This window comes from Brevundimonas sp. UBA2416 (assembly GCF_002343105.1).
Taxonomy (GTDB): Bacteria; Pseudomonadota; Alphaproteobacteria; order Caulobacterales; family Caulobacteraceae; genus Brevundimonas.
In genome coordinates this window covers 119901-144293 of the sequence record NZ_DDRM01000019.1, presented here as the reverse complement: position 1 = coordinate 144293, position 24393 = coordinate 119901, and the positions used below count along the sequence as shown (strand labels likewise).

Here is a 24393-nt window from a genome sequence, read left to right as displayed (position 1 = left end):
GCAACGCGGTTTCCGAATGGTGAAGCACGGACGATGCTTTCGTGAAGGGGGGCGTTGCCGCTAGACCGCAGGCGATGTTGCCGATCCATGCCGTTCTCGAGCCGTTGAAGGCCGCCCTCGCGGCCGGCAACGTCGCCGTGCTCGCGGCCCCGCCGGGGGCCGGCAAGACGACCGTGGTCCCGCTGGCGCTGCTCGACGCGGCCTGGCTGGGGGGCAGGAAACTGCTGGTGCTTGAGCCCCGCCGGCTCGCGGCGCGGGCCGCGGCCGAGCGGATGGCGGCGACCCTGGGCGAACAGACCGGCGATACGGTCGGCTATCGCACCCGGCTGCAGAGCCGGATCGGGCCGAAGACGCGGATCGAGGTGATCACAGAAGGCGTCTTTACGCGGATGATTCTCGACGATCCGGGACTGGAAGACGTCGGGGCGGTGCTGTTCGACGAATTCCATGAGCGATCCCTGGACGCCGACCTCGGGCTGGCCCTGGCGCGGGAGACGCAGGGTTTGCTGCGCGAGGACCTGCGGCTGCTGGTGATGTCGGCGACGCTGGATATCAGCGGCGTTTCGCGGTTGCTGGCCAAGGGATCGGGGGACTGGGCGCCCGTGATCGAGGCCGAGGGGCGGATGTTCCCGGTCGAGACACGCTATCTGGACCGCAATCCTGTCGAGCGGGTCGAGGACGCAGTGGCGCGGGCGGTCATGCAGGCGCTGGGCGAGGAGGGCGGATCGGTGCTGGTCTTCCTGCCGGGGCAGGGGGAGATCCACCGCACGGCCCAGCGGTTGGCCGAACGGCTGCGCGATCCCACGGTGGATGTGGTTCCCCTGTACGGCGCGCTGGACCGGGAGACACAGGACCGCGCGATCCAGCCTTCGACCGCCGGGCGGCGCAAGGTGGTGCTGGCGACCTCGGTGGCCGAGACCAGCCTGACGATCGAGGGGGTGCGGGTGGTGATAGACGGCGGCCTGTCGCGCGTGCCGCGGTTCGAGCCGTCCAGCGGCCTGACGCGGCTGGCGACGGTGAAGGTCAGCCGGTCCTCGGCGGAACAGAGGCGCGGGCGGGCAGGGCGCACCGAACCGGGGGTCTGCTACCGGCTGTGGGACGAGGTGGCGACGCGGGGTCTGGTTCCGCACCAGCGGCCGGAAATTCTGGAGGCCGACCTGACCGGCTTCGCGCTCGATCTGGCGCGATGGGGCGCGCGGTCGACGGAGGCGCTGGCCCTGCTGGACCAGCCGCCGGCGGGCGCTTTCGCCGAGGCGCGCAAGGTGCTGACGCAGCTCGGTGCGCTGGACGAGGCGGGCGCGCTGACGGGGCATGGGCGACGGATGACGCGGATTCCGTTGTCGCCAAGACTGGCGCATATGGTCGCCGTCGCCAGCGACGCCGGGAACGCGGCGCTGGGCGCGCGGATCGCGGCCGTGCTGAGCGAGCCGGGGCTGGGCGGGAGCGATGTCGACCTGCGAGACCGGCTGCGCGGCCTCGACCGCGACCGGTCGCCGAGGGCTCGCGATGCAGTCAAACTCGCCGAGCGATGGGCGCGGGCGGCGGGAGGCGGCCAGGGGGGCGAGGCCGATGTCGGCGCGCTGCTGGCGGAGGCCTTTCCTGAACGCGTGGCCAGGGCGCGAGGCAAGCCTGGCGAGATGCTGCTGGCGTCGGGGCGGGGCGCCTTCCTTGATCCGACCGACGCCCTGGCGCGAGAGCCGTGGCTGGCGGTGGCGGAACTGGGCGGCGGGGATGCGCGCGACCGGATCCGGCTGGCGGTCCCGGTCGATCCGGCGGCGCTGGATCACCGCATCGAGGTCGAGGACCGGCTGGCGCGCGAGCCGTCGGGCCGGATGACTCTGCGCCGGTTCCGCCGCATCGGCGCGATCGTGGTCGATGAGAAGATCGTCGGTGCGCCGGACCGGAGCGCGATCACGGCGGCTCTGCGGGCCGAGGTGGAGCGGGATGGGCTGACAGGCCTGCGCTGGGGCGAGCGGGCCTCGGGCCTGCGGGCCCGGCTGGCGTTCGTCGCCGAACTGGAAGCGGGATGGCCGGATGTGTCGGACGCGGGGCTGGCGGCGACGCGCGAGATCTGGCTATGGCCGTTGCTCGAGACGGTGCAGGCGCTCGACAAGATCGATGACGGCGCGCTGGAGGCGGGGCTGCGGACCCTGATCCCCTGGGACCGGCAGCGGGCGCTCGAAGAACTCGCGCCGGCGCGGCTGGCGACTTCTCTGGGATCGGCGGCCATAGACTATGCAGCGGAGGGCGGGCCGCGGGTGGACATCCGGGTCCAGGAGTTGTTCGGGACGACGACCCATCCATCGGTCGGCGGGGGACGGGTGCCGCTGACCCTGGCCCTGCTGTCTCCGGCGCGGCGACCGGTGCAGGTGACCAAGGACCTGCCCGGCTTCTGGGCCGGCAGCTGGGCCGCGGTGCGCAGCGAGATGCGTGGCCGCTACCCGCGCCATCCCTGGCCGGAGGATCCGACGCAGGCCGAGGCGACCAGCCGGGCCAAGCCGCGCGGGACGTGACCGGCGACTGGACTAGCCGGTCATGCGGCGGATCAGGCCGTCACGCAGCACGAACTGGTGGAAGAGGGCGGCGCCGATATGCAGGCCGAGCAGCCCGAGAAGGATCCAGCCGGCGAAATAGTGGACATACCAGGCGCCAGCCCAGAGGCCCTGGTCCTCGACCGACGGCGTGAACAGCGTCGGAACGGTGAACAGGCCGAAGACGGTCATGTCGACCTTCTTGTGAACCAGCACGATATAGCCCGCCACCGGCAGGATGATCAGCAAGACATAGATCAGGCCGTGGACTGACTGCGCCATCCGCTCCCGCCAGGGCGGTTCGCCGGGCAGCGGCTCCGGCGACCGATCCGAAAGGCGCCACAGCACTCGCATGACGATGAGGCCCGTCAGAATGACGCCGAACTGAAAATGGTTGCGGAGCAGGATCAGGCTGGCGTCGCGGTTGCTCTCATTCTCGGCCAGCCAACCCGTTGCGAACAGGCCGACAATCATGACCGCGATGATCCAGTGCAGCGCCCGCGCGACGAGGCCCCAGGACCGGCTGGAATTGCGCAGGCGCATGAGCACTCCCTTGGCGAGGACCAGGAGCACCCCCCTGGCCAGGACCAAGCCTAGCTTGAAACCCTCCCGTTGGAACTCGCACGGTGCCCGGGACGGTGCACCGGTACATCAAAACCGGGGGGGTCCGCTTTGCCGGAATGGAGCGACGGGTCTACTGATTGCCCGACCCAGGGGGCGTTTATGACCAGTGTGAATAGACGATCGACGCTGTTGGGGCTGACGGTTCTGACGGCAAGCGGCCTTGGGACCGGCTGCTCACGCGCCGAACAAGCCCAATCCGCGCAGCGGCCCAGGAGCGATCTCTACGCCTGCGATGGCTGCGAGGCGACCGAGGAGCAGAACCCCCTCGAACTGTCCTCCCTGGCGACCCTCGCGGGTCCGGATGAACCGGGTCAGCGGATGCGTTTGTCCGGGCGGGTTCTTGCTGTCGATGGCGTCACCCCCGTGGAGGGCGTCGTCATCTATGCCCACCACACGAATGTGGAGGGGCTTTATGCGAACGGCACGCTCGACTCTGAATGGAGCCGTCGCAACGGCCGACTACGGGGCTGGGTCAGGACCGATGCCGAGGGACGCTATGCCTTCGACACCATCAAGCCGGCGCCCTACCCGGACATGACCATGCCGGCTCATGTCCATCTGTATGTGAAGGAGCCGGGACGCAGAGCCTATTATGTCGACGACGTCGTCTTTGACGGCGAGTTCAAGGTGGATGCCGCCTATCGAGCCGCCCAGGAATTGAGAGGCGGCAGCGGAATTGTTCGTCTCGGCAACGGTAGTGATGGCGTTCTGACTGCGGTGCGGGACATCCGCCTGGAGCCCCATCCCGGTTGAAGCCGGCGTCGCCGCTTGCCTTTTGTCCCCAACCCGCCTACATGCCCGCCCACTTCACACGCAGGCGTGGCGCTGACGGGGAGAAATCCCGTTTGCTCCGTTCCGAGGGCCAACCGGCCTTTACCCGTCTGCGGCGGATCAATCGGATAAAGGACTAAACCATGGCTCTGCCAGAATTCTCCATGCGTTCGCTGCTCGAAGCCGGCGCGCACTTCGGCCACCAGACGCACCGGTGGAACCCGAAGATGGAGCGCTACATCTTCGGCTCGCGCTCGAACATCCACATCATCGACCTGTCGCAGTCGATCCCGCTGCTGCACCAGGCGCTGGTCGCCGTGCGCGACGTCGCCGCCAAGGGCGGTCGCGTGCTGTTCGTCGGCACCAAGCGTCAGGCCTCGGATCCGGTGGCTGAAGCCGCCAAGCGTTGCGCCCAGTACTATATGAACAACCGCTGGCTCGGCGGCACCCTGACCAACTGGCGCACCGTGTCGGGCTCGATCGCCCGCCTGCGCGAGCTGGAAGGCCTGCTGGAGTCGGGCGGCGACGGCCGGGTCAAGAAGGAGCTGCTGAACCTGCAGCGCGAGAAGGACAAGCTCGAGCTGTCGCTGGGCGGCATCAAGGACATGGGTTCGATCCCGGACATCATTTTCGTGATCGACACCAACAAGGAAGCGATCGCGATCCTCGAAGCCCGCAAGCTGAACATTCCGATCATCGCCATCCTCGACACCAATTCGGATCCGGACGGCATCACCTATCCGATCCCGGGCAACGATGACGCCGCCCGCGCCATCCAGACCTACTGCGACCTGATCGCCGACGCCGTCCTCGACGGTCTGGCTGCCGGCCAGGCGTCGCAAGGCGTCGATCTCGGCGCTGCGGTGAACCCGGACGAGCCGATGCTGCGTGAAGCCAAGGCTCCGAAGGCCGCCAAGGCTGTTGAGGCCGAGGTTGCTCCGGCCGAGGCTGAAGCCGTCGCCGAGGAAATGATCGCCGCCGCCGAACCGGCTGCCGAGCCGGCCGTGGCCGACGAAGCCGCCCAGGCCGCGACCTCGGAAGCCAACGACGCCGTCGAAACCGAGAAGGCCGCGGTCTAACCACCCGCCTTCCACCGACGGTGAACCAGATATGCGGCCGGACCTGAAAACGGGTCCGGCCGTTCCCGCATACGCATACCAAGGAGATATCCCATGGCCGAGATCACAGCCGCCCTCGTGATGGAACTGCGCGCCAAGTCCGGCGTCGGCATGATGGACTGCAAGAAGGCGCTCCAGGAAACCGACGGCGACATCAACGCCGCGATCGACTGGCTGCGCGCCAAGGGCCTGTCCAAGGCCGCCAAGAAGGCCGACCGCGTCGCCGCCGAAGGTCTGGTCGCCGTGGCCTCGAAGGAAGTCGGAGCCGGTGAAGTCGGCGCCGCCATCGAGTTCAACGCCGAGACTGACTTCGTCGCCCGCAACGACCTGTTCCAGAACGCCGCCAAGGCCTTCGCCCAGCTGGGCCTGGAGCACGCCACGGTCGAAGGTCTGCACGGCGCCGAACTGGAAGCCGGCAAGACAGTCCAGGACGAGGTCACCAACCTGATCGCCACGGTCGGCGAGAACATGCAGCTGCGCCGCGCCGCCCGCCTGTCGGTCGACGAGGGCGTGGTCGCGTCCTACGTCCACAACGCGGTGTCGCCGGGCCTCGGCCGCATCGGCGTGCTGGTCGCCCTGCACGGCGGCGGTGACAAGACCGCCCTGCGCGAACTGGGCCGCAAGATCGCCATGCACGTGGCGGCCACGGCTCCGCTGTCGCTGAACACGGACGATCTGGACCCCGCCGCCATCGAGAAGGAACGTCAGGTCCTCACCGAAAAGGCCAGGGAAGAAGGCAAGCCGGACGCCATGATCGCCAAGATCGTGGAAGGCCAGATCAACAAGTTCCAGAAGGACGTCGTGCTGATCAAACAGCCCTTCGTCATGAACCCCGACGTGACCATCGAACAGCTGGTCGCCGACGCGGGCAAGGAGCTGGGCCACCCCGGTCTGCACCTGGCCGGCTTCGTCCGCCTCGCGCTCGGCGAGGGCGTCGAGAAGGTCGAAGGCCCGGACTTCGCCAGCGAAGTCGCCGCCATGACGGCCGGCCAGTAGGCTCGACTTTCAGCGATCGAAGACAGGGGCCGGCGAGGGATCGCCGGCCCCTTTTCGTTTCGGCGTTTGCGCTGGCGGGTGTCTCGGGCCAAATGCGCCTCGATTGATTCAAGGGGTCTGTTCATGAAGCGCCTGCTCGCCGCGGTTTCCGCCATCGCCATCCTCGCCTCCGTCCCGGCCGCCGCCCAGGAGGTGGACCGGGTCGCGATCAACGGCATCATCGATCAGGGGCTGAACCATAGCGAGGTCATGCAAACGGCCGCCTGGCTGACCGACCGGATCGGCGGGCGAATGACCAACTCGCCGCAGATGCGTCAGGCCGAGCAATGGACGGCCCAGCGGTTCCGCGACTGGGGCCTGTCCAACGTCCGGGCCGATCCCTTCGACTTCGGCCGGGGCTGGTCGATCGTCCGGTCCAGCGCGCGCATGACGGCGCCGCGCCCGCTCGACCTGCGCGCCATCCCGATCGCCTGGACCCCGTCCACGCCGGGCGTGATCAGCGGCGAGGTGATCGTCGCCCCGATGGCGACCGCGGGCGATTTCGCGAAATGGCGCGGGCAACTGGCGGGCAAGATCGTGCTGGTCTCGCGTCCGACCGCCGTCACTGACCCGACGCAGCCGGCCTTCCGCCGCCTGACTGACGAGGACCTGCGCAACGCCAACACCTACAACATGCCCAACCATGCCGAGCCCTCGACCGGCGGCCTGCGTGGGCCGGACTTCGCCCGCCAGCTGGACGCCTTCCTGCAGGAGGAGGGGGCCCTGGCCTGGGTCCGCATGTCCCAGCGCGACGGCGGCCTGCTGCACGGCACTGGCTCCGGCTACCGCATGGACGACCAGCGGCTGACCCCCGGCATGGAGCTGGCGGCCGAGGACTATCGCCGTCTGGCCCGGCTCGCCCTGACCGAGGACGCCCGGCCCACCCTCGAGCTGATGAGCGAGGTCCGGTTCCATGAGGAGGACCTCAACGCCTACAACGTCCTGGCCGACATTCCGGGCACGGATCGTTCGGGCGAATATGTGATGGCCGGGGCGCATTTCGACAGTTGGGTCGCCTCGGATGGCGCGGTCGACAACGCCGCCGGCACGGCCGTGGTCATGGAGGCCGCCCGCATTCTGAAGTCCCTCGGCGTGCGTCCCAAGCGCACCATCCGCTTCGCCCTGTGGAACGGCGAGGAACAGGGCCTGTGGGGCTCGCTGGCCTATGTCGACCGCTATCTGGCGACCCGCGCGCCGCTGGGCGACCCTGAGCTGGACGCCCTGCCGAACGGCCGCACCTGGCGTCAGCGCTGGCCGATCCAGCCGCGCGAGGGCTACGGCGATCTGGTCGCCTATTTCAATCTCGACAACGGCTCGGGCAAGATCCGCGGCATCAACGCCGAGGGCAATGTCGCCGCCGCACCGATCTTCCAGGACTGGCTTGAACCCTTCAACGCGATGGGGGCAACGACCGTGTCGATGCGGACAGCAGGCGGGACCGATCACGTCTATATGCAGACCGTGGGCGTCCCGGGTTTCCAGTTCATCCAGGATCCGCTCGATTACAGCGCGCGACTGCACCACACCTCGATCGACAGCTATGACCACCTGCGCGCAGAGGACCTGCGTCAGGCCGCGATCATCCTGGCCAGCTTCCTGCTGAACGCCGCCAACAGCGACGAACCCCTGCCGCGTATGCCGACCCCGACCCGACCCACGCCGACGAACCCGTTCCCGCTGCAATAGGCCTTCGGTCCGGGGCGGCGGACCGCCGCCCCGGACCCGTTCCGTCAGTGGCCCTTGCGGCTGGTGATCTTGCCGAAGTCGCGCTCCAGCGCCGTGGTCACCTTGCTCAGCGCGCCGGCGGCGGCCTGGTCGATCGACCCGGCCTGTTCGGTGACGGTGATCGGCGCGCGTCCGGCCGGCCGGACCTCGATCACACACCGCTTGTCGTCCCCGGCGTTGCGATCGCCGTTCTCGTCCCCGACGTGGACCTCGACGCGCGTCAGCCGCTCGCTGAAGCGCGACAGCCGGCTCCGGACCGTTTCCTCAAGTTGCCGGGTCAGGGCCTCGCGGCCGGCGATGTTGTTGGCGGTGTTGATCTGGATGTCCAAAATTCTCTCCTGACAGGGTTCGATGGGGGCAGTTCAGCGCGCCTTGCGCGAGCGCTCGAGAACCGGCCTCTGGCCTTCGGCGTCGAAGGCGCCGGACGGGGCGATCCCTTCGTTGGGCGTTGCCTTCATGCCTTCGTCGGCGGTCTGTCCGGCCGCGGGATGGCGAGCCTCGGGGGCCGACTGTTTGAGCGCCATCGCCTTGGCGGCCTGCGCCTCCTGGGCGGCGCCCGCGTCTGTGGCGTCCTTGTCTGTCATGGTCGTCTCCTTTGGTTGTCGCTCAAGAGCAACCCGTCGCGGACATCGAGGTTGCCGTTGTGCGGCGACCTGTCCGCCCGCGACGAACAGCCCGCCTTCTCGCATGACCAAACAGGCGCTAAGGCTGCGGCATGATCGGAAGACTGAACCACGTCGGCGTCGCCACGCCCTCCATTGAGGCCAGCGTCGCGATGTATCGCGACCTGCTCGGCGCCACGAAGGCGCATGCGCCGTTCGACCTGCCGGCGCAGGGGGTGCGAGTCTGTTTTGTCGACCTGCCCAACAGCCAGATCGAACTGATCGAGCCACTCGGCGACGGCAGCCCGATCCACGGCTTCCTCGCCAGGAACCCGAAGGGCGGGCAGCATCACGTCTGTTTCGAGGTCGAGGATATTCTCGCCGCGCGCGACGCCCTGAGGGCGAAGGGGGCGACCATCCTCGGCACGGGCGAGCCGCGCATCGGCGCGCACGGCACACCGATCATCTTCGTCCATCCGAAAGACATGGGCGGAGTGCTGGTCGAACTGATGGAAACCCCGAAGGACGGAGCGCACTGATGCCGATCGGTATCGTCACCATGTTGGGCGTCTACATCATCTGCTGGTGGACGGTGCTGTTCGCGGTCCTGCCGCTTGGGACCTCGCAGGAGCGGCACGAGCCGCCGACCGACGGGGCGCAGTGGGGCGCGCCCGAGAAGCCGGACCTCAAGCGCAAATTCATCACCACGACCTGGGTCTCGGCGGTGCTTTGGCTCTTTGTGATGGTGCTGGTCTACATCGGCTGGATGCCGTTGCCTGACCTCGCGCCGCCTGTTCCCTGAGGGCCGGATGACCGACCGCCTGTTCCTGCTCAACCCCGGCTGGACCGACGACGAGGGCGGACCCTGGTACTGCCCGGCCGGCGCCGTCGTCGAGGGTGTGCTGGCGTTTCATCCCAAGCTGCGTCAACAGCTGGAAATCGTCTATCTCGATCACCCGCGCCCGCGCCCGCCGGTGATCGAACTGGTCGGCGAGGACCACCAGAGTTGCCCGATCCTGGTGCTGGACGAGACGTTTGACTGGCCCGAAGCCGCGACGTCCGGGGCGACCGGTCGCCGCTTCCTGCAGGACGAGGCCATCATTCCCTATGTGGCCGCCCGATACGGGATTGCGCGACCACATCCGTGACGATCGGAAGGCGCCGTTGCGCCTGTCGGATACCAGCGGTTTGCAACAGGCATTAACACGCGCCTAGTCTTCCGACCGGGAGGACCAACATGAAACTCAAACCGCTGATGATCACCGCCGCGGCTTCGCTCGGACTGTATGCCTGCAGTCCCGGCACAGAGGCGCCCGCTGCACCGGAACCGGCAACTGTCGCCGTTCCCGAAGCCTATATTGGCGTATGGAGCAGCTCGAACTGCGCGCGTCCCTTCGTGCGGATCGGCGTTTCGGAGATCCGGAACATGGGCTCCGAGCGCGCCATACCTCTGACGTCGGCGGAAGCGTTCCCCGACGGCCGGCTGATCCTCACCTATCTTGACGACGTCGAGAACGCCGTTGTGACCGAGACCTGGAAGCTCGCTGACGGAAAGCTCGACCTGGTCAGATCGGTCTGGCCCGACAGCACCGACGACTGGGCCAGCGATCCGATGTCACCGTGTTCCGGGCCCACGCCTCTCGACGGTTGACGACGTGCGACGTCGGGCGGTGATTGCAAGCCCGGCCTAGCTTTCGCCCCGGTCACCCGGCTAAAGCTTTGCTCCCGCTTTGCTTGCCGAGATTCTGCCCATGCGCCTGTCGCGCTATTTCCTGCCCACGCTCAAAGAGGCGCCCTCGGACGCCCAGATCGTTTCGCACCAGCTGATGCTGCGGGCCGGCCTTATCAAACAGGAGGCTGCGGGCATCTATGCCTGGCTGCCGCTGGGCCTGCGGGTGCTCAACAGGATCGAGCAGATCGTGCGCGAGGAGCAGGAGCGGGCCGGGGCCGTCGAGCTGCTGATGCCGACCCTGCAACTGGCGGACCTGTGGCGGGAGAGCGGGCGCTACGACGCCTATGGCCCCGAGATGCTGCGCATCACCGACCGGCACGAACGCGAGCTGCTGTACGGGCCCACCAATGAGGAGATGATCACCGACATCTTCCGTGGCTTCGTGAAGAGCTACAAGGCGTTGCCGCTGAACCTGTTTCATATCCAGTGGAAATTCCGTGACGAGCGCCGGCCGCGGTTCGGCGTCATGCGCGGGCGCGAATTCCTGATGAAGGACGCCTATTCGTTCGACATCGACGAGGCCTCGGCGCGCAAGGCCTACAACCGTATGTTCGTGGCCTATCTGAACACCTTCGCCCGGATGGGGCTGAAGGCCGTGCCGATGCGCGCCGACACCGGACCGATCGGCGGCGACCTGAGCCACGAGTTCATCGTCCTGGCCGATACGGGCGAAAGCCAGGTCTTCTGCGACCGCAAGCTGGTCGAGATGCCGGCTCCCGGAGCGGGCGTGGACTGGGACGATCTGCAGGGGATTGTCGACGAGAGGACCGGCCTGTACGCCGCCACCGAGGAAATGCACGACGCCGGCCAGTTCGAAAGCCAGACGGTCGAGGCCGACCGCCTGACCGCGCGCGGCATCGAGGTCGGGCACATCTTCTACTTCGGTACCAAATACTCCGCGCCGATGAAGGCCCGCGTCGCCGGGCCGGACGGCAGGGACACGGATGTCCACATGGGCAGCTACGGCGTGGGCGTGTCGCGCCTGCTGGGCGCCATCATCGAGGCCAGCCACGATGAGGGCGGCATCATCTGGCCCGACTCCGTGGCGCCGTTTGACGTCGTGGTGATCAATCTGCGCGTCAATGACGAAGCGGTCTGCGCCGCTTGCGAAGAGGCCGTGGCCAGGCTGGAGGCGCTCGGCAAGGACGTCCTCTATGACGATACTGACGAGCGGCCGGGCGGGAAATTCGCCACCGCCGACCTGATCGGCATTCCCTGGCAGCTGACCATCGGTCCCAAGGGCGTGGCCGAGGGCCTGGTCGAGCTGAAGCGCCGGGCGACCGGTGAGAAGGTCTCGATCCCGCTGGACGAGGCGCTGGCGAAGGTGCGCGGATGACGGATGTCCCGGCGGCCCTGAAGCCGACCAAACCCGCCGGTCCGTTCTCGGCCTGGGAGTTCGAACTGGCGCTGCGATATCTGCGCGCCCGGCGGAGGGAAGGCGGCATCGCCCTGATCGCCATCATCTCCTATGTCGCCATCGCCCTGGCGGTCATGGCCCTGATCATCGTCATGAGCATCATGGCCGGGTTCAGGAACGAGCTGCTGGACCGGATGCTGTCCTTCAACGGCCATATGTATGTGCAGGGACAGGTGTTGGTAGATCCGGACCGCGAGGCCGCCGTGGCGCGCATCGCCGCGGTGCCCGGCGTGGTCAGCGTTTCGCCCCTGACCGAGAACCAGGCGCTGGTGCGCGCGGCGGGCCAGACGACCGGCGCGGTCGTGCGCGGCATCCGTCCGCAGGACCTGGACTCCATGTCCTATGTCTTCGACAGCCTGACGCCCGAGGCGCGGCGCGCCTTTGGACAGGGCGCCTGGGGCGGCGACAACATCCTGATCGGCAAGGCGCTGGCGGAAAGCATGGGGCTGCGTGTCGGCGATCCGATCACCCTGTACTCGCCAACGGGCGCTGACAGCGCCTTCGGCAATCTGGGCGGACTGGAGAAAACCTATCGCATCGGCGGGGTGTTCACCTCGGGCACAGCGGACTTCGATCGCGCCTTCCTGTTCATGCCGCTGGAGCAGGCCCAGCTGTTCTTCGGCAAGGAGGGCGTCTGGGATGTCATCGAGCTCAAGGTCGCGGAGCCCGACCGCGTCGGCGAGCTGACCCAGGCTGTGCGCGCGGCCTCGGGCGACAGCGCCATCGTCAGTGACTGGCGGGACCGCCTCGCCGCCTTCTGGGGCGCGCTGAAGGTCGAGCGGGTGGCCATGAGCATCATCCTCGGCCTTGTCGTGGCCATCGCCGCCCTGAACATCATCTCCGGCATCGTCATGCTGGTGAAGAACAAGACCCGTGACATCGCCATCCTGAGGACCGTCGGGGCCAGCCAGATGGCGATGCTGCGCATCTTCTTCATCTCCGGCGCGGCCATCGGCGTGGCGGGCACGATCACCGGTCTGGTGCTGGGGCTGGTCTTCTGCCTCAACATCGGGGCGATCCAGCATTTCCTCGAATGGCTGCTGGGCGTCCAGCTGTTCAACGCCGACGTCTATATGCTCGACTCCATCCCGGCCGAGGTCGACGCCATGGACGTGATCTGGGTGACCCTGTGGTCGGTCTTCATGTCGTGCGTGGCTTCGCTGCTGCCGTCGTGGCGAGCCGCGAAAATGGATCCGGTTGAGGCGCTTCGGTATGAGTAGGCCCGTCCTTTCCGTCCGCGGGGTGACCCGCACCTATGAGACCGCCTCGGGCGGCCTGACCGTGCTGAAGGGCGTCGATCTGGATGTCATGCCGGGCGAGGTCGTGGGTCTGATCGGGCCCTCGGGCTCGGGCAAGTCCAGCCTGCTGCACGCCGCCGGCCTGCTGGAACGGCCGACCTCGGGCGAGATCCGGATCGATGGCGCAGACGTCGGCGGGCTCGATGAGCGGGCGCGGACCCATATCCGCCTTGCCAGCATCGGCTTCGTCTACCAGTTCCACCATCTGCTGGCCGAGTTCGACGCCCGCGACAACGTCGCCCTGCCGCTGCGTATCGCGGGCGTCGGTCAGGTGCAGGCCCGTGAGCGGGCCAGTGAGGTCCTGACCGCCCTCGGTCTCGGCGAGCGGCTGACCCACCAGCCGGCGCAGATGTCCGGCGGGGAGCAGCAGCGGGTCGCCGTGGCCCGCGCCCTGGCCAACCGGCCGCGCCTGCTGCTGGCCGACGAGCCGACCGGCAACCTCGATCCCGCCACCAGCCAGACCGTGTTCGAGGCCCTGCACAGACTGGTCAAGGACACCGGCGTCGCCGCCCTGATCGCCACCCACAACATGGAGCTGGCCGGCCATATGGACCGCGTCTTCGCCCTGAAGGACGGCCATCTGGAAGAACGGCCGGCGGAGAGCCACGCCTACTGACGCAGCGTGCTACGGTCCGGACATGACCGAAGCGATCGAGGCCCATCTGATGCTGGCGCGTGAGGCTGCCGCCCAAGGCAGGGCAGGGGACGCCCGCAACTCCTGGGCCCGTGCTGCGGCCCTGAGCCGTGAGAGCGGGGCTCCCCTGCTTCAGGCCCATGCATTGCGGCACCTGTCCGATCTGGATCGTGAGGCCGATCATCTCGAACAGGCGCTGGCTCACGCCGAGCAGGCGGCGGCGCTCTATTCCGCCCACGGGCAGGGTGCGTCGGTCGACATGGCGAATGCATTGCGGCTCAAGGCGCTGGCGCTCGACGGCCTGCGGCGTGCGGAACCGGCTCAGGCCGTCTGGAGGACGGCGCGTGAACTCTATGCCGGTGCGGACGTCGAGGCCGGCGTGGCGGAATGCGATACCCGGCTGGCCGCTGACGCTGGAGGCTGACCCCTTCCCCGGTGGGGGAAGGGTCCTGAACCCTATTTCTTGCCGGGAGGCGTGGTGAAGGGCGAACTGCTGCCGACCGACACGGACGGCTTGGGCTTCTCGGCCTTGGGCTTGCGGACTTCCTTGTTGCTCTTGACTTGACCCTTGGCCATCACCGGAACTCCTGCGCCGTCTGCCGCCAGGAAGGCGGCCGTCCGAAGCACAATCGGCACCATACACGCCCGGCCGGACGGGAGGAACGCATCGCAGGGCGCCGGCGTCGGCTTTGCGGACTCAGGCCAGCCAGGCCGGCTGTCGCGGAGCAGCGCATCCGGTCAGCGCCGCGGTGATACAGTCCGACAGACTGCCCAGGCGCACCGCCCGGCCGCTGAGCCCGGGGCCATAGTGGGCGTATTTCCCGGAATTGGTCATCACGGTCCGGGTCACGGGCGGAAAGACAGGCTCCGAAATCGAACACCAGCAGATGTCAGGAACGACCTGCACGCCGCAGGCGCGAAGGCGCGCCAGAAGGCCTTCGGCCGCGGCCTGGCCGATCACGTCCCGTCCAGCCGTGACGATCACATGGGTCAGGGGATGACGGGATCGACCCGCCAGTCCTTCCGCCAGATCCCGGCACTCCCGGAGGGAAGCATGCGGGCTGCCGATCGCCACCAGTTCGACAGCGGCCGGTCCGCCGTTCAGCTGGGCCCAGGCGGCGCGCAGATCGCCCCGGGTGATGGCGGCGTGGTCCGCATCCGCCGCCGCCGCACCGTCTGCCTCGGGCGTCACCCCCTCGATATGCAGCATCGGCGAGGCCGAGGTGGTGCCGAAGGCCGCGCAAAGAGCCTTCAGATCATCGCGTGAGGGCCGCCCGGAGGACAGTCCGCGCAGCAGCGGAATCCGGTCGGGAGCCCGCTGGCCCGCCAGATAGCCGAGCAGGGGCCAGAAGCCATCGTCGATACCCTCGGGCAGATCGACATCAATGATCCGTCGCGCCTTGCGAGCCGCATCCAGATAGACCCCCGCAAGCGGCGCCCGCCCGGTCAGGGCGATGCACAGGTCGAGGAAGTCAGGGTGTTTCGCCGTCCTCGCGCCCAGCACGGTGTTGGCATAGATCACCGCATTGGATTCCGACCAGGCGATCACCTCATCGGCCTCCGGCGCCGTGTCCAGCAGATAGGGTGCGCAGGTAAAACTGGGGCGGCAGCCCATCCGGACATAGGCATCCGCCAACCGCTGTGCCGGCAGACCGAAGTCGGGCGAAACGCCCTGGGCCCGCCAGTTCTGCCGGTCGACCGAAATCGCGTTCATCGTCGTGGGTATACGGACCGTTCCTCCCAGATCGGCCATCGCTTCGGCAAAGACCAGATTGGCGGGACTGGCGTAGATGCAGCCGTCGATATGGCCCTGCGAGACGTCGACCAGACGCGCCGCCCCCTGATTGGCCGCCATCGCGCAGAGGATGCGCATGGCCTGGCCCACGGCTTCGCCTGCTTCGCCGGCCAGCATCGCCCGATCGGTCTCCGAGAGCGCCAGCGCGGTCGTCAGCGGCGGGGAGATCGCCAGCCGCAGTCCGCCCGCCTCGAGCCGGTCGTCCCCGATGCGCGCCTCGGTCTCGAGCGACAGCATGCCGAACGGCCCGGGCGCGAGCCTCAGCACGGGCAATGCAACGCCGAACATCCCTTCAGCGACAAGGGCCCCGAGGGTCAGCACATCCTCGGCCTCGCGGAAGACCAGGGCCGCGGGCCCGCGGCCGCTCAGCACCAGGTCAACCAGCACCCCGCTTCCGGTGCAGGATCCGCGGCTGGACGGCATGACCAGGACCTTGCCCGTCAGGCACTGGCCGTGGAGCGGGTGATGGACATCGATGATCCGCCCTGTGGCAGGATCCACACCGCCCCAGAAGCTCAGTGGCTCGTCGGTCGCCAGGATCCCACCGGCGGCGTTGCCCCGAAGGATGAATTGCGCCGGAGCGGCTTCTTGGGTCATGGCGGCACGAAGCCATGCGGGCAGAGGGCAGGCAAGGGCGTTTCGGCAGCGCCAGTCCACCACTGCGGGCACCCCCTTGACGAGAACAAACCCGCAACATAGAACATAGACAGAACACGCAATCTGGGGACAAGGTCATGGCGCGTTGGACGAGAGATATGCTGTCGCTTGCGTCATGCGGCGGCTTCGTTTGGATGGCGTGGCAGGCGGCGTTTCTGATTTCGTGAGTCGGGAATGGGCCAGCTCAAAGAGGGTCTGGCCATCTCAACCGCCGCTACAGCCGCGCAATTCATCCATCTGAGGGTCCGCTCGGCCTATTCGCTGCTGGAAGGCGCGATCAAGGCGGGGAAGGTCGCGACCCTCGCGGCGGATGCGGGCATGCCGGCGGTGGGCGTGGCGGACCGGGCCAATCTGTTCGGGGCGCTGGAGTTTTCCGAAGCGGCGAAGGGATCTGGCGTCCAGCCGATCGTGGCCTGCGCCCTGCCGGTGACCGGGATCGGCGGCAAGATCAACGAACGCTGGGCCCGGGTCCCGACGATGGTGCTTCTGGTCCAGAACGAGGCGGGGTGGCTGAACCTGTGCGCCCTGTCGTCCTCGGCCTATCTCGACGCCGGATCGATGGATGAGCCGGGCGTGCCATGGTCCATGGTGGCGGAGCGGTCCGAGGGACTGATCCTGCTGTCCGGCGGGCCGGACGGGCCGGTCGATCCGCTGTTCGTGCAGGGCAAGCCGGCCGAGGCCAATGCCGCCCTTGATGAGATGGCGCGGGTGTTCGGTGATCGGCTGTATGTCGAGCTGCAACGCCACGGCCTCGCCAGCGAGCGGCAGGCGGAACGGGGGCTGGTGGAGTGGGCCTATGCTCACGACACGCCGCTGGTGGCCACCAACGACATCCACTACGCCAAGGCCGCGCAGGCGAAGTCGCACGACGCCCTGATGTGTATCGCCGACGGGGCCTTCACGGGGCAGGAAGACCGTCGCCGCGTCACTGGCGAGCACTGGTTCAAGCCCGCCGCGGCGATGCGGGAGCTGTTCGCGGACCTGCCTGAGGCCTGCGACACGACGGTGGAGATCGCCCGCCGCTGCGCCTTCCTCGTCCCCACCCGCGCCCCCATCCTGCCGCGCTTCGAGGCGGGAGCCGGGCGGACCGAGCCCGAGGAGCTGATGCATCAGGCCCGCGAGGGGCTGAAGGCGCGGCTGCAGGCCGTGACTCCTGTCGCGCCCGAGGCCGACTACTGGGCCCGCCTCGAATGGGAGGTCGGGATTATCCAGCAGATGGGCTTCCCCGGCTATTTCCTGATCGTGTCGGACTTCATCAAATGGGCCAAGAACCACGGGATTCCCGTGGGACCGGGGCGGGGTTCGGGCGCCGGCTCGCTGGTCGCCTGGGCCCTGACCATCACCGATCTGGACCCTCTTCGGTTCGGCCTCCTGTTCGAGCGGTTCCTGAATCCCGAACGGGTCTCCATGCCCGACTTCGACATCGACTTCTGCCAGGAGCGGCGGGAAGAGGTGATCGACTATGTCCAGGAGCGCTACGGCAAGGACCGGGTCGCCCAGATCATCACCTTCGGCACCCTGCAGGCGCGGGCCGTGCTGCGCGACGTCGGCCGGGTGCTGCAGATGCCGCTGGGCCAGGTGGACCGGCTGGCCAAGATGGTGCCGGCCAACCCCGCCAACCCCGTCACCCTGGCCCAGGCCATCGAGATCGAGCCGCGCCTGCGCGAGGCCCGCGATTCCGAGGCGTCGGTGCGGACCCTGCTGGACACGGCGCTGGAGCTGGAGGGGCTGTACCGCAACGCCTCGACCCACGCCGCCGGCATCGTCATCGGCGACCGGCCGCTGACCGAACTGGTGCCCCTGTATCAGGACCCGCGGTCGACCATCCCGGCCAGCCAGTTCAACATGAAATGGGTCGAGGCCGCCGGTCTGGTGAAGTTCGACTTCCTCGGTCTCAAGACGCTGACGGTGCTGGACCGCGCCCGGATCTATCTGGAACGGCGCGGGGCGGCGGTCGACTGGAACAGCCTGCCGCTGGACGACCCGAAAACCTACGAGCTGATGGCATCCGGCCAGACCGTCGGGGTGTTCCAGCTGGAATCCCAGGGCATGCGCGACACCCTGCGCAAGATGCGGTGCGGCTCGATTGAGGAGATCACGGCCCTGATCTCCCTCTACCGGCCCGGGCCGATGGAGATGATCGACACCTATATCGACCGGAAATTCGGACGGCAGGAAGTCGACTGCCTGCACCCGTCGCTGGTCGATGTCCTGACCGAGACCTACGGCGTCATCATCTACCAGGAGCAGGTGATGAAGATCGCCCAGGTCCTGGCCGGCTATTCGCTGGGCGAGGCCGACCTGCTGCGCCGGGCGATGGGCAAGAAGAAGAAGGAGGAAATGGACTTCCAGCGGGCGCGCTTCGTCGAGGGCGCGTCAGGGAAGGGCGTTTCCGGGGAGCAGTCCGGCTTCATCTTCGATCTGGTGGCCAAATTCGCCGGCTATGGCTTCAACAAGTCGCACGCCGCCGCCTATGCGCTGATCAGTTTCCAGACCGGCTGGCTGAAGGCCAATCACCCTGTCGAATTCATGGCCGCGTCCATGTCACTCGATCTCAGTAATACCGACAAACTGGCTGTCTTCTATCAGGATTGTCGCCGGTTCGAGGTGCCGGTCAAGGCGCCTGACGTGAACCGGTCCTCGGCCGATTTCGACGTGGCCTGGGATGACGGCGTCGGGGCGGTCCTCTACGCCCTGGGCGCCATCCGTAACGTCGGACTGGAGGCCATGAAGCATCTGGTCGAGGTGCGCGAGACCGGCGGGCGGTTCACCGACATCTTCGACTTCCTCGAACGGGTCGATCCGCGCAGCGTCAACAAGCGGGCGCTGGAGAACCTGGCCCGGGCCGGGGCCTTCGACAGTTTCCACTCCAACCGCCGCCAGCTGGTCGAACAGGCCGACACCCTGATGGCCTATTGCCAGAGCGTGGCGGCGGAGCGGGCTTCGTCGCAGGTGTCGCTGTTCGGCGGCGACCAGGCCGGCGCCGCGCGGCCGCGGCTGAAGCCGGTCGAACCCTGGGTCGGGCCCGAGAAGCTGGATCAGGAGCTGGCCGCCGTCGGCTTCTACCTGTCCGGCCACCCGCTGGAGGACATGGCGCCGGCGCTGAAGCGCAAGCGCGTCACCTTTGTCGCCGAGGCCACGGCCCTGGCCGAGAGCGGCCATGAGGCCTTCCTGATGGCCGGCGTCGTCCGCCGCCGCCAGGAGCGGGCCAGCGCCAAGTCGGGTGAGAAATTCGCCTTCGTCACCTTCTCGGATCCGACCGGTGAGTTCGAATGTCTGTTCCCGCCCGAACAGCTGCGCAAATGCCGCGAAGTGCTGGAGGTGGGGGCCTCGATCATGGTCAAGGTCCGCGCCAAGTCGGCCGACGGCGAGGTGCGGTTCTTCGGCGACGACGCGTCCCGGCTGGACACCCTGATCGACGACGGCGCCATGGGACTGCGTATCCACGTTTCGGCCAGGGGAGTCGATCCTGAGGCGCTCAGGTCGCGGCTGGAACGGGCGCGGGCGCAGGGCAAGGGCGGGGAGGTCTCATTGATCGCCTCGCTGGACGGCCGGCGGGAGGTCGAGCTCAAACTGCCGGGCCGCTACCGGCTGGACGGCGCCCTGCGCGGGGCGCTGAAGTCGGCGCCGGGGGTGGTGCTGCTGGAGGATGCGTAATGGCTGACGTCAAAACCCATGAAGGCTCCTGCCATTGCGGGGCCGTGGCCTATGAGGTGGACACCGACCTCGAAGGCCTGATCGAGTGCAACTGCTCCCACTGTCACCGCAAGGGCTTCGTCCTCGCCTTCGTCACGCCGGACGCCTTCCGCGAGACGAAGACGGGGCCCCAGACCGAATACCGGTTCAACAGCCACAAGATCGGACACCGGTTCTGCGAGACCTGCGGCGTCCAGACCTTCGCCCGCGGCGAAGGCCCCGGCGGCGTCCCCATGGTCGCGGTCAACATCCGTACCCTGACCGATATCGAGCCATTCAGCTGGACGGCGCAGCGGGTGGACGGGCGGAGTTTCTAGCGGGCGGGAACAAAGGCTTCGCGCGGCGTTCCGTCGACGGCGTAGAGGCGTTCGGTCGGCAGTTTGATCACCAGTCCGGAGTTCGAGAGCCGGTGATCATGGATGGCGCCCAGCAGGCCGGCCATCGGCTCGCCGACGACCAGGGCGTCGAGAGAATCCAGACCAATGGCCAGGCCCTCGCCCATACTGCCGGTCCAGCGACCGACCCGGACAACTACCGGCCCGTGGTGACGTTTCCCGGGCCGTGGCAGGACCTGTTCAACCCATTGGCGCGGAACGCCCGTTTCCCGTTCCTCGGCCGGCAGCCGGTGGATCTGATAGGGCCGGGCCTCGTCCACGAACCAGCCCATGATGCCGCGCGCAACGACCGTATTCCCGCCGGAGGCGGTGTCGCGGAGATCGAGCACGACCGTCTGGTCGGGTTGCGCGGCCGTCATGATGGCGTCGAAGGCGGCGACCGTGTCGCTGTCGCCCAGCGAGTCATTGAAGCGGATGATCAGGGCCTCGCCGGACGGAAGGGTCGAGATCGGAGGCCGTTCCCCCGGACCGGCTTCATAGAGATTCGGGAAGGTCAGCCGGCGTTCGGCGCCGGCGGCGTCGCGGATGGTAAGGTCGCGCGGCCGGTCGCGGCGGCCGGCCGCGAGGACACGGGCGGCGTAGCCGGCGCGATCTCCGGTCGGCTCGAGGCCCAGTTCGGTCCAGAAGGCGGCGACGGCCTCTGCCGTGGATGTGTCACCGACAGCGACGAGGGTGTCGCCGGGACGCACGCCGGCGACCTCGGCTGGCGAGCCCTGGCGGACGGCGGTGATCCGCCAGAGGTCGCCTTCGGGCTCGATCCAGAGGTCGGAATAGCTTGGGACCAGGCCCCAGCTGTCATTGAACGAGCCGCCGGTGATGGCGTGGTGGTCGGCCAGGGCGGCGACGGCGCGTTCGGCATAGCGCAGCAGGGAGCGACGATCGCTCACCGCCTCGGCCTCGGCGCGCAGGACGGGGCTGATCGGCATGGCGCCGCCCGGGAACCGGTCGAGATAGGCGTACTGGCTGTTGATCAGGCCTTCGATCGACAGGGCGTCGGCGCGGAAAGCCTCGGGCGTCGGCTCAGCCTGTTGGGCGCGGGCGGGCAGGGCGGCGCAGGTCAGGACGACGAGCAGGGTGAGCAAGGCGCGCATGCGAGAAGGCCCCGGAGCAGAAGGCGCGAGGCTGGCCGCTTCGCCGGAGGGCGGCAAGTGAATCCGCCGTCATCTATGGCAGGGCTCAGGCCTTGTCGGTCACCGCATAGACCATGATGCCTGTGGCGACGGCCAGGTTCAGACTGTCAGCCCGGCCGCGCATGGGAATTTTGACATTGACGTCGCAGGCCTCGGCCAGGGCGTCGGTCAGGCCGGCCTGTTCGTTGCCCATCAGGATCAGGGCCGGGTATGCGATGGCGGCATCATGGTGGCCGATCGTGGCGTCCAGCCGGGTGCCGATGACGCTGCCGGGCCACATCTGGCGCCAGGCGATGAACTCGGCCGGCGTGGCGCGGGCGATGGCGACCGCGAAGACCGAGCCCATGGTGGCGCGCACGGCCTCGACCGAGAACGGATCGACGCAGTCGCCGATCAGAATGACGCCGCCGCAACCGGCCGCGTCGGCGGTGCGGATGATGGTGCCCAGATTGCCGGGGTCGCGGACCTGCTCCAGCGCTACCCAGGCCGGGGCCGTGGCCGGTTCGATGGCCGACAGGGGGGTGTAGACCTGGTCGAACACGCCCAGCACCGTCTGCGGATTGTCGCGGCGGCTGATCTTCTCGAGGATGGCGTGGGTGACGACCACGACTTCGCCGCCGGCGGCGCGGGTCGACTCGCGGGCGCGCTCCAGGATGGGATGGGGCCGGGCGTCCTCACCGACCATGAGCAGGCGTGGGGCGCGTTGTTGATCAAGGGCTTCACCGATGAACTTCAGGCCCTCGGCGAGGAACTGGCCCGTCGCCTCGCGCTCCTTGCGCATGTGCAGGGCGCGAACGTTCTTGACCGTGTCATTGGTCAGGGAGGTGATGAGGCGGTCGGTCATGCCGACCAGCGCGCAAAAAAGCTGAGGCCGATGGCGCGGCCGTCCGGGCCGTCCTCGGCCAGGGCCAGTTCGCCCCAGTCGATGACCCCGCCGCGGTCCGCGGTGGCTTCGGCCATCAGATGGGCCAGCGACAGGCCAGAGACGCGCGCGGCATAGGCGTTGAGCAGCAGGAAGGAGGCGTCGTCGGACAGCAGGGCGGCGCAGTCCGTGAGCAGGGCCGGCATGTCCTCGAACAACCGCCAGACCTCGCCGGTCGGGCCTCGGCCGTATTTCGGCGGGTCGAGGATGATCCCGTCGTATTTCGATCCGCGCCGGACCTCGCGGGCCACGTATTTGCGGGCGTCCTCGACGATCCAGCGGATGGGCTTGTCGGCCATGCCGGACAGTTCGGCGTTCTCGCGGGCCCAGGCGACGGACTTCTTTGACGCGTCGACATGGGTAACCTCGGCGCCGGCCGCCGCACAGGCGAGGCTGGCCACGCCGGTATAACCGAACAGGTTGAGGACCTTCGGCTGCTTCAGACTCCGGATCCGGCCGTCGAGCCATTCCCAGTTGGCGGCCTGTTCGGGGAAGAAGGCGAGGTGGCGGAACGGCGTGAACCGGCTGGTGAAGCGCACGTCGCGCCAGGCGAGTGGGAAGCTGTCGATCGGGTTTCCCGCGAACCGCCAGCGGCCGGTCTCATCCTCGTCCGTCGGATCGAAGACCGCGTCGGCAGCGTCGAAGGCGGCCGGGTCGCGCGGCGACCAGAAGCATTGCGGCTCGGGCCGGACCACGGTGTGGCGTCCGTAGCGCTCGAGCTTGCGCCCGCCGCCGCTGTCCAACAGGGCGTAGTCCGCCCAGGCGCGGGTGACGAGGGTCTCAGGCGACGGGTTGAGGCGCGGCGGCATGACCCGCTGATAGGCGGAGAGGCGCGGTCGCGTCCAGCACGTCGTTCGCTTCGGCTGACGACGCGACGGGGGATTCCGTGTCAGACGGTGCATCGCGCCGATGGGGGGTCTTGTCCCAGGCGAACGGTTCGAGGACCAGCCGCCAGGCGGCATGAACGAAGGCGAGGGAAAGCAGGGCCCAGTAGGCGGGCGCCTGGATCATGTCGGCCGCGCCATAGGGAGCCCCGGCGCGTCTCGCCCCGATGGCGCAGGACAGCCAGGCCGAGGCCGCGCCAAGCACCAGAACACAGAGCGCCAGAACCGGCGTTTCAGGCGGCAGGCCGGCCATGGCCGAAACCAGCACCGCCGCCGCCACCCAGGCCAGGGTCAGGCCATGGATCGCCGCCGAGACGAGGCCGGCGCCCACCGTCATCACAAGGGCGAGGCCTCCGCGCCAGCCCAGCGGCCAGGGCCGGCGCGTATGCACGCCCCAGGTCTGGAGATAGCCCTTGAGCCAGCGCGTCCTCTGCGGCAGCCAGTGCGGCAATCCCTCCGGCGGCATCTCCCATGTCGGGCGGGCCAGTACACCCAGGGTCCAACCGCCGCTCCAGAGCCTGAATCCGAGATCGGCATCCTCGGTGACATTCCAGGCATCCCAGCCGCCGACGGCGCGAAGGACCTCGACCCGGAAATGATTGCTGGTTCCACCGAGGGGAAAGGGCAGACCAAGGCGCGCCATGCCGGGAAGCGTGGTCTCGAAAAGGCTGGCGTATTCGGCGGCGAACTGTCGGCCCATGAAGCGGGAGGCGTCTTTCGCCGGGGGACGGACGCGAAGTGGGGCCTGGAGGCAGGCCAGACGACCGCCCTGGTCGGCGGCGAACCGGGCGGCGGCCTCGCGAAGCTGTTGGGAATCGGGCGCGTCCTCGGCATCATAGACGGTCAGCAGCTCGCCTGTGGCCTGGGTCAGGGCGAAGTTGAGGGCGCGGGGCTTGGTCTGTGGCTTCCCCGGCGGGGTCACCAATATGTCCAGCCAGTCCGGTCGCGGCGCGGCGAGGGCGGCGGCGATGGTCTCATGGTCGTGGGCCTCCAGCACGAGCAGGCCCTGAAGACGATCGGAGGGATAGTCGATCCGCGAGAGGCGTTCGATCAGCTGGCCGACGATCTCAGCCTCATCATACAGCGCCGCCAGGATGGTGTAGCGCGGCCAGACCGGCGGCGACGGCGATTCCGGCGGCGGCGCTGCGCTGACCAGGATCAACAGCACCCGCCAGAGCGCTACGGCCAGGAAGGCAAAGGCCGCCACGGCGACGAGCCAGTCCGCCACCCGCTCGGGCCAGAACCATAGCGCGAGGGCTGCCGCGCCCGTGACCGCGGCCAGCAGCAAGGCCTGGAAGGGCGCGAGGCCGCGCATCGCCGCGCTCTGTCCGAGCGGCGGTCCGTATCGCGCGGCTTCCCGCCGGCGATCGTCCAAAGCGCTGACCTCAACCCCATCCACTACCAAGGGTTACCTTGGTGATTCGCGC

At 68.3% G+C, this 24393-nt stretch carries 24 protein-coding genes; 15 read left to right on the top strand and 9 right to left on the bottom strand.

Annotated features, from left to right (window positions below; genetic code table 11):
* Positions 1 to 74 precede the first annotated feature (74 nt).
* Positions 75 to 2513, top strand: coding sequence for an ATP-dependent helicase HrpB (hrpB, locus tag B3E43_RS07085; protein ID WP_292027916.1), 2439 nt, complete (start codon positions 75 to 77; stop codon positions 2511 to 2513).
* Between the two features lie 12 nt (positions 2514 to 2525).
* On the opposite strand, the gene B3E43_RS07080 is transcribed toward hrpB, so the two are convergent.
* A complete protein-coding gene (locus tag B3E43_RS07080; RefSeq protein WP_292027913.1) occupies positions 2526 to 3074 on the bottom strand; it encodes a cytochrome b in 549 nt (182 codons plus the stop codon).
* Positions 3075 to 3254: 180 nt separating this feature from the next.
* Here B3E43_RS07080 and B3E43_RS07075 point away from each other — a divergent pair, with 180 nt between their 5' ends.
* The 4 genes from B3E43_RS07075 (at position 3255) to B3E43_RS07060 (ending at position 7765) form a co-directional block, all read left to right on the top strand.
* Entirely contained in the window at positions 3255 to 3908 is a 654-nt protein-coding gene (locus B3E43_RS07075; protein ID WP_292027911.1) for a hypothetical protein, read from the top strand.
* 161 nt (positions 3909 to 4069) lie between these two features.
* Positions 4070 to 5005 (top strand): 30S ribosomal protein S2, encoded by a 936-nt coding sequence (gene rpsB, locus B3E43_RS07070; RefSeq protein ID WP_292027909.1) that lies wholly within the window; start codon positions 4070 to 4072, stop codon positions 5003 to 5005.
* A 93-nt stretch (positions 5006 to 5098) separates the two neighbouring features.
* Positions 5099 to 6040 carry a translation elongation factor Ts gene (gene tsf / locus B3E43_RS07065; RefSeq protein WP_292027907.1) on the top strand — a complete coding sequence of 314 codons (942 nt, stop codon included), beginning with the start codon at positions 5099 to 5101 and terminating at the stop codon, positions 6038 to 6040.
* Between the two features lie 123 nt (positions 6041 to 6163).
* Positions 6164 to 7765, top strand: a complete 1602-nt coding sequence (locus B3E43_RS07060) for a M20/M25/M40 family metallo-hydrolase (RefSeq protein ID WP_292027905.1) — start codon at positions 6164 to 6166, stop codon at positions 7763 to 7765.
* A 44-nt stretch (positions 7766 to 7809) separates the two neighbouring features.
* Here the strand turns inward: B3E43_RS07060 and B3E43_RS07055 are convergent, their stop codons facing one another.
* Together B3E43_RS07055 and B3E43_RS07050 are read right to left on the bottom strand one after the other, a co-directional pair.
* Positions 7810 to 8133, bottom strand: a complete 324-nt coding sequence (locus B3E43_RS07055; protein WP_292027904.1) for an HPF/RaiA family ribosome-associated protein — start codon at positions 8131 to 8133, stop codon at positions 7810 to 7812.
* Positions 8134 to 8166: 33 nt separating this feature from the next.
* Complete coding sequence (locus B3E43_RS07050; protein WP_292027901.1) at positions 8167 to 8388, bottom strand: hypothetical protein; 222 nt, start codon at positions 8386 to 8388, stop codon at positions 8167 to 8169.
* A 131-nt stretch (positions 8389 to 8519) separates the two neighbouring features.
* Between B3E43_RS07050 and mce the strand changes: the two genes are divergently transcribed.
* The 8 genes from mce to B3E43_RS07010 all read left to right on the top strand — a co-directional run bounded on the left by mce (position 8520) and on the right by B3E43_RS07010 (position 13911).
* The gene (gene mce / locus B3E43_RS07045) at positions 8520 to 8945 is read left to right on the top strand and encodes a methylmalonyl-CoA epimerase (RefSeq protein WP_292027899.1); all 426 of its coding nucleotides are present in this window, start codon (positions 8520 to 8522) and stop codon (positions 8943 to 8945) included.
* Entirely contained in the window at positions 8945 to 9208 is a 264-nt protein-coding gene (locus tag B3E43_RS07040; RefSeq protein ID WP_292027897.1) for a DUF1467 family protein, read from the top strand. Before mce ends, B3E43_RS07040 begins: the two co-directional genes overlap by 1 nt.
* A 7-nt stretch (positions 9209 to 9215) precedes the next feature.
* On the top strand, positions 9216 to 9554 hold the full coding sequence (locus B3E43_RS07035) for a DUF3088 family protein (protein WP_292027896.1): 339 nt from the start codon (positions 9216 to 9218) through the stop codon (positions 9552 to 9554).
* 107 nt (positions 9555 to 9661) lie between these two features.
* Complete coding sequence (locus tag B3E43_RS07030) at positions 9662 to 10057, top strand: hypothetical protein (protein ID WP_292027895.1); 396 nt, start codon at positions 9662 to 9664, stop codon at positions 10055 to 10057.
* A 100-nt stretch (positions 10058 to 10157) separates the two neighbouring features.
* Positions 10158 to 11474, top strand: a complete 1317-nt coding sequence (gene proS / locus B3E43_RS07025; RefSeq protein ID WP_292027894.1) for a proline--tRNA ligase — start codon at positions 10158 to 10160, stop codon at positions 11472 to 11474.
* Positions 11471 to 12775, top strand: a complete 1305-nt coding sequence (locus B3E43_RS07020; protein ID WP_292027893.1) for a lipoprotein-releasing ABC transporter permease subunit — start codon at positions 11471 to 11473, stop codon at positions 12773 to 12775. Before proS ends, B3E43_RS07020 begins: the two co-directional genes overlap by 4 nt.
* Positions 12768 to 13469 carry an ABC transporter ATP-binding protein gene (locus B3E43_RS07015; RefSeq protein ID WP_292027892.1) on the top strand — a complete coding sequence of 234 codons (702 nt, stop codon included), beginning with the start codon at positions 12768 to 12770 and terminating at the stop codon, positions 13467 to 13469. The genes B3E43_RS07020 and B3E43_RS07015 overlap by 8 nt, the downstream gene beginning before the upstream one ends.
* A gap of 22 nt (positions 13470 to 13491) precedes the next feature.
* Positions 13492 to 13911, top strand: coding sequence for a hypothetical protein (locus B3E43_RS07010; RefSeq protein WP_292027891.1), 420 nt, complete (start codon positions 13492 to 13494; stop codon positions 13909 to 13911).
* Between the two features lie 32 nt (positions 13912 to 13943).
* Here B3E43_RS07010 and B3E43_RS07005 read toward each other — a convergent pair whose 3' ends face one another.
* Together B3E43_RS07005 and B3E43_RS07000 are read right to left on the bottom strand one after the other, a co-directional pair.
* Positions 13944 to 14063, bottom strand: coding sequence for a hypothetical protein (locus tag B3E43_RS07005; RefSeq protein ID WP_292027890.1), 120 nt, complete (start codon positions 14061 to 14063; stop codon positions 13944 to 13946).
* 121 nt (positions 14064 to 14184) lie between these two features.
* Positions 14185 to 15879, bottom strand: a complete 1695-nt coding sequence (locus B3E43_RS07000; RefSeq protein ID WP_292027889.1) for an aconitase family protein — start codon at positions 15877 to 15879, stop codon at positions 14185 to 14187.
* A 234-nt stretch (positions 15880 to 16113) separates the two neighbouring features.
* Here B3E43_RS07000 and dnaE point away from each other — a divergent pair, with 234 nt between their 5' ends.
* Together dnaE and B3E43_RS06990 are read left to right on the top strand one after the other, a co-directional pair.
* Positions 16114 to 19596: a DNA polymerase III subunit alpha gene (dnaE, locus tag B3E43_RS06995; RefSeq protein WP_292027888.1), complete on the top strand. Its 3483-nt coding sequence runs from the start codon at positions 16114 to 16116 to the stop codon at positions 19594 to 19596.
* Positions 19596 to 19952, top strand: coding sequence for a GFA family protein (locus B3E43_RS06990; RefSeq protein ID WP_292027887.1), 357 nt, complete (start codon positions 19596 to 19598; stop codon positions 19950 to 19952). Before dnaE ends, B3E43_RS06990 begins: the two co-directional genes overlap by 1 nt.
* On the opposite strand, the gene B3E43_RS06985 is transcribed toward B3E43_RS06990, so the two are convergent.
* From B3E43_RS06985 to B3E43_RS06970, 4 genes are all read right to left on the bottom strand, one after another.
* Positions 19949 to 21121, bottom strand: coding sequence for a S41 family peptidase (locus B3E43_RS06985; RefSeq protein ID WP_292027886.1), 1173 nt, complete (start codon positions 21119 to 21121; stop codon positions 19949 to 19951). The genes B3E43_RS06990 and B3E43_RS06985 overlap by 4 nt on opposite strands.
* Before the next feature lie 85 nt (positions 21122 to 21206).
* A complete protein-coding gene (locus tag B3E43_RS06980) occupies positions 21207 to 22004 on the bottom strand; it encodes a TrmH family RNA methyltransferase (RefSeq protein WP_292027885.1) in 798 nt (265 codons plus the stop codon).
* Positions 22001 to 22891 (bottom strand): class I SAM-dependent methyltransferase, encoded by an 891-nt coding sequence (locus B3E43_RS06975; protein ID WP_292027884.1) that lies wholly within the window; start codon positions 22889 to 22891, stop codon positions 22001 to 22003. Before B3E43_RS06975 ends, B3E43_RS06980 begins: the two co-directional genes overlap by 4 nt.
* Positions 22863 to 24281, bottom strand: a complete 1419-nt coding sequence (locus tag B3E43_RS06970) for a glycosyltransferase family 2 protein (protein ID WP_292027883.1) — start codon at positions 24279 to 24281, stop codon at positions 22863 to 22865. The genes B3E43_RS06975 and B3E43_RS06970 overlap by 29 nt, the downstream gene beginning before the upstream one ends.
* Positions 24282 to 24393: the final 112 nt, after the last annotated feature.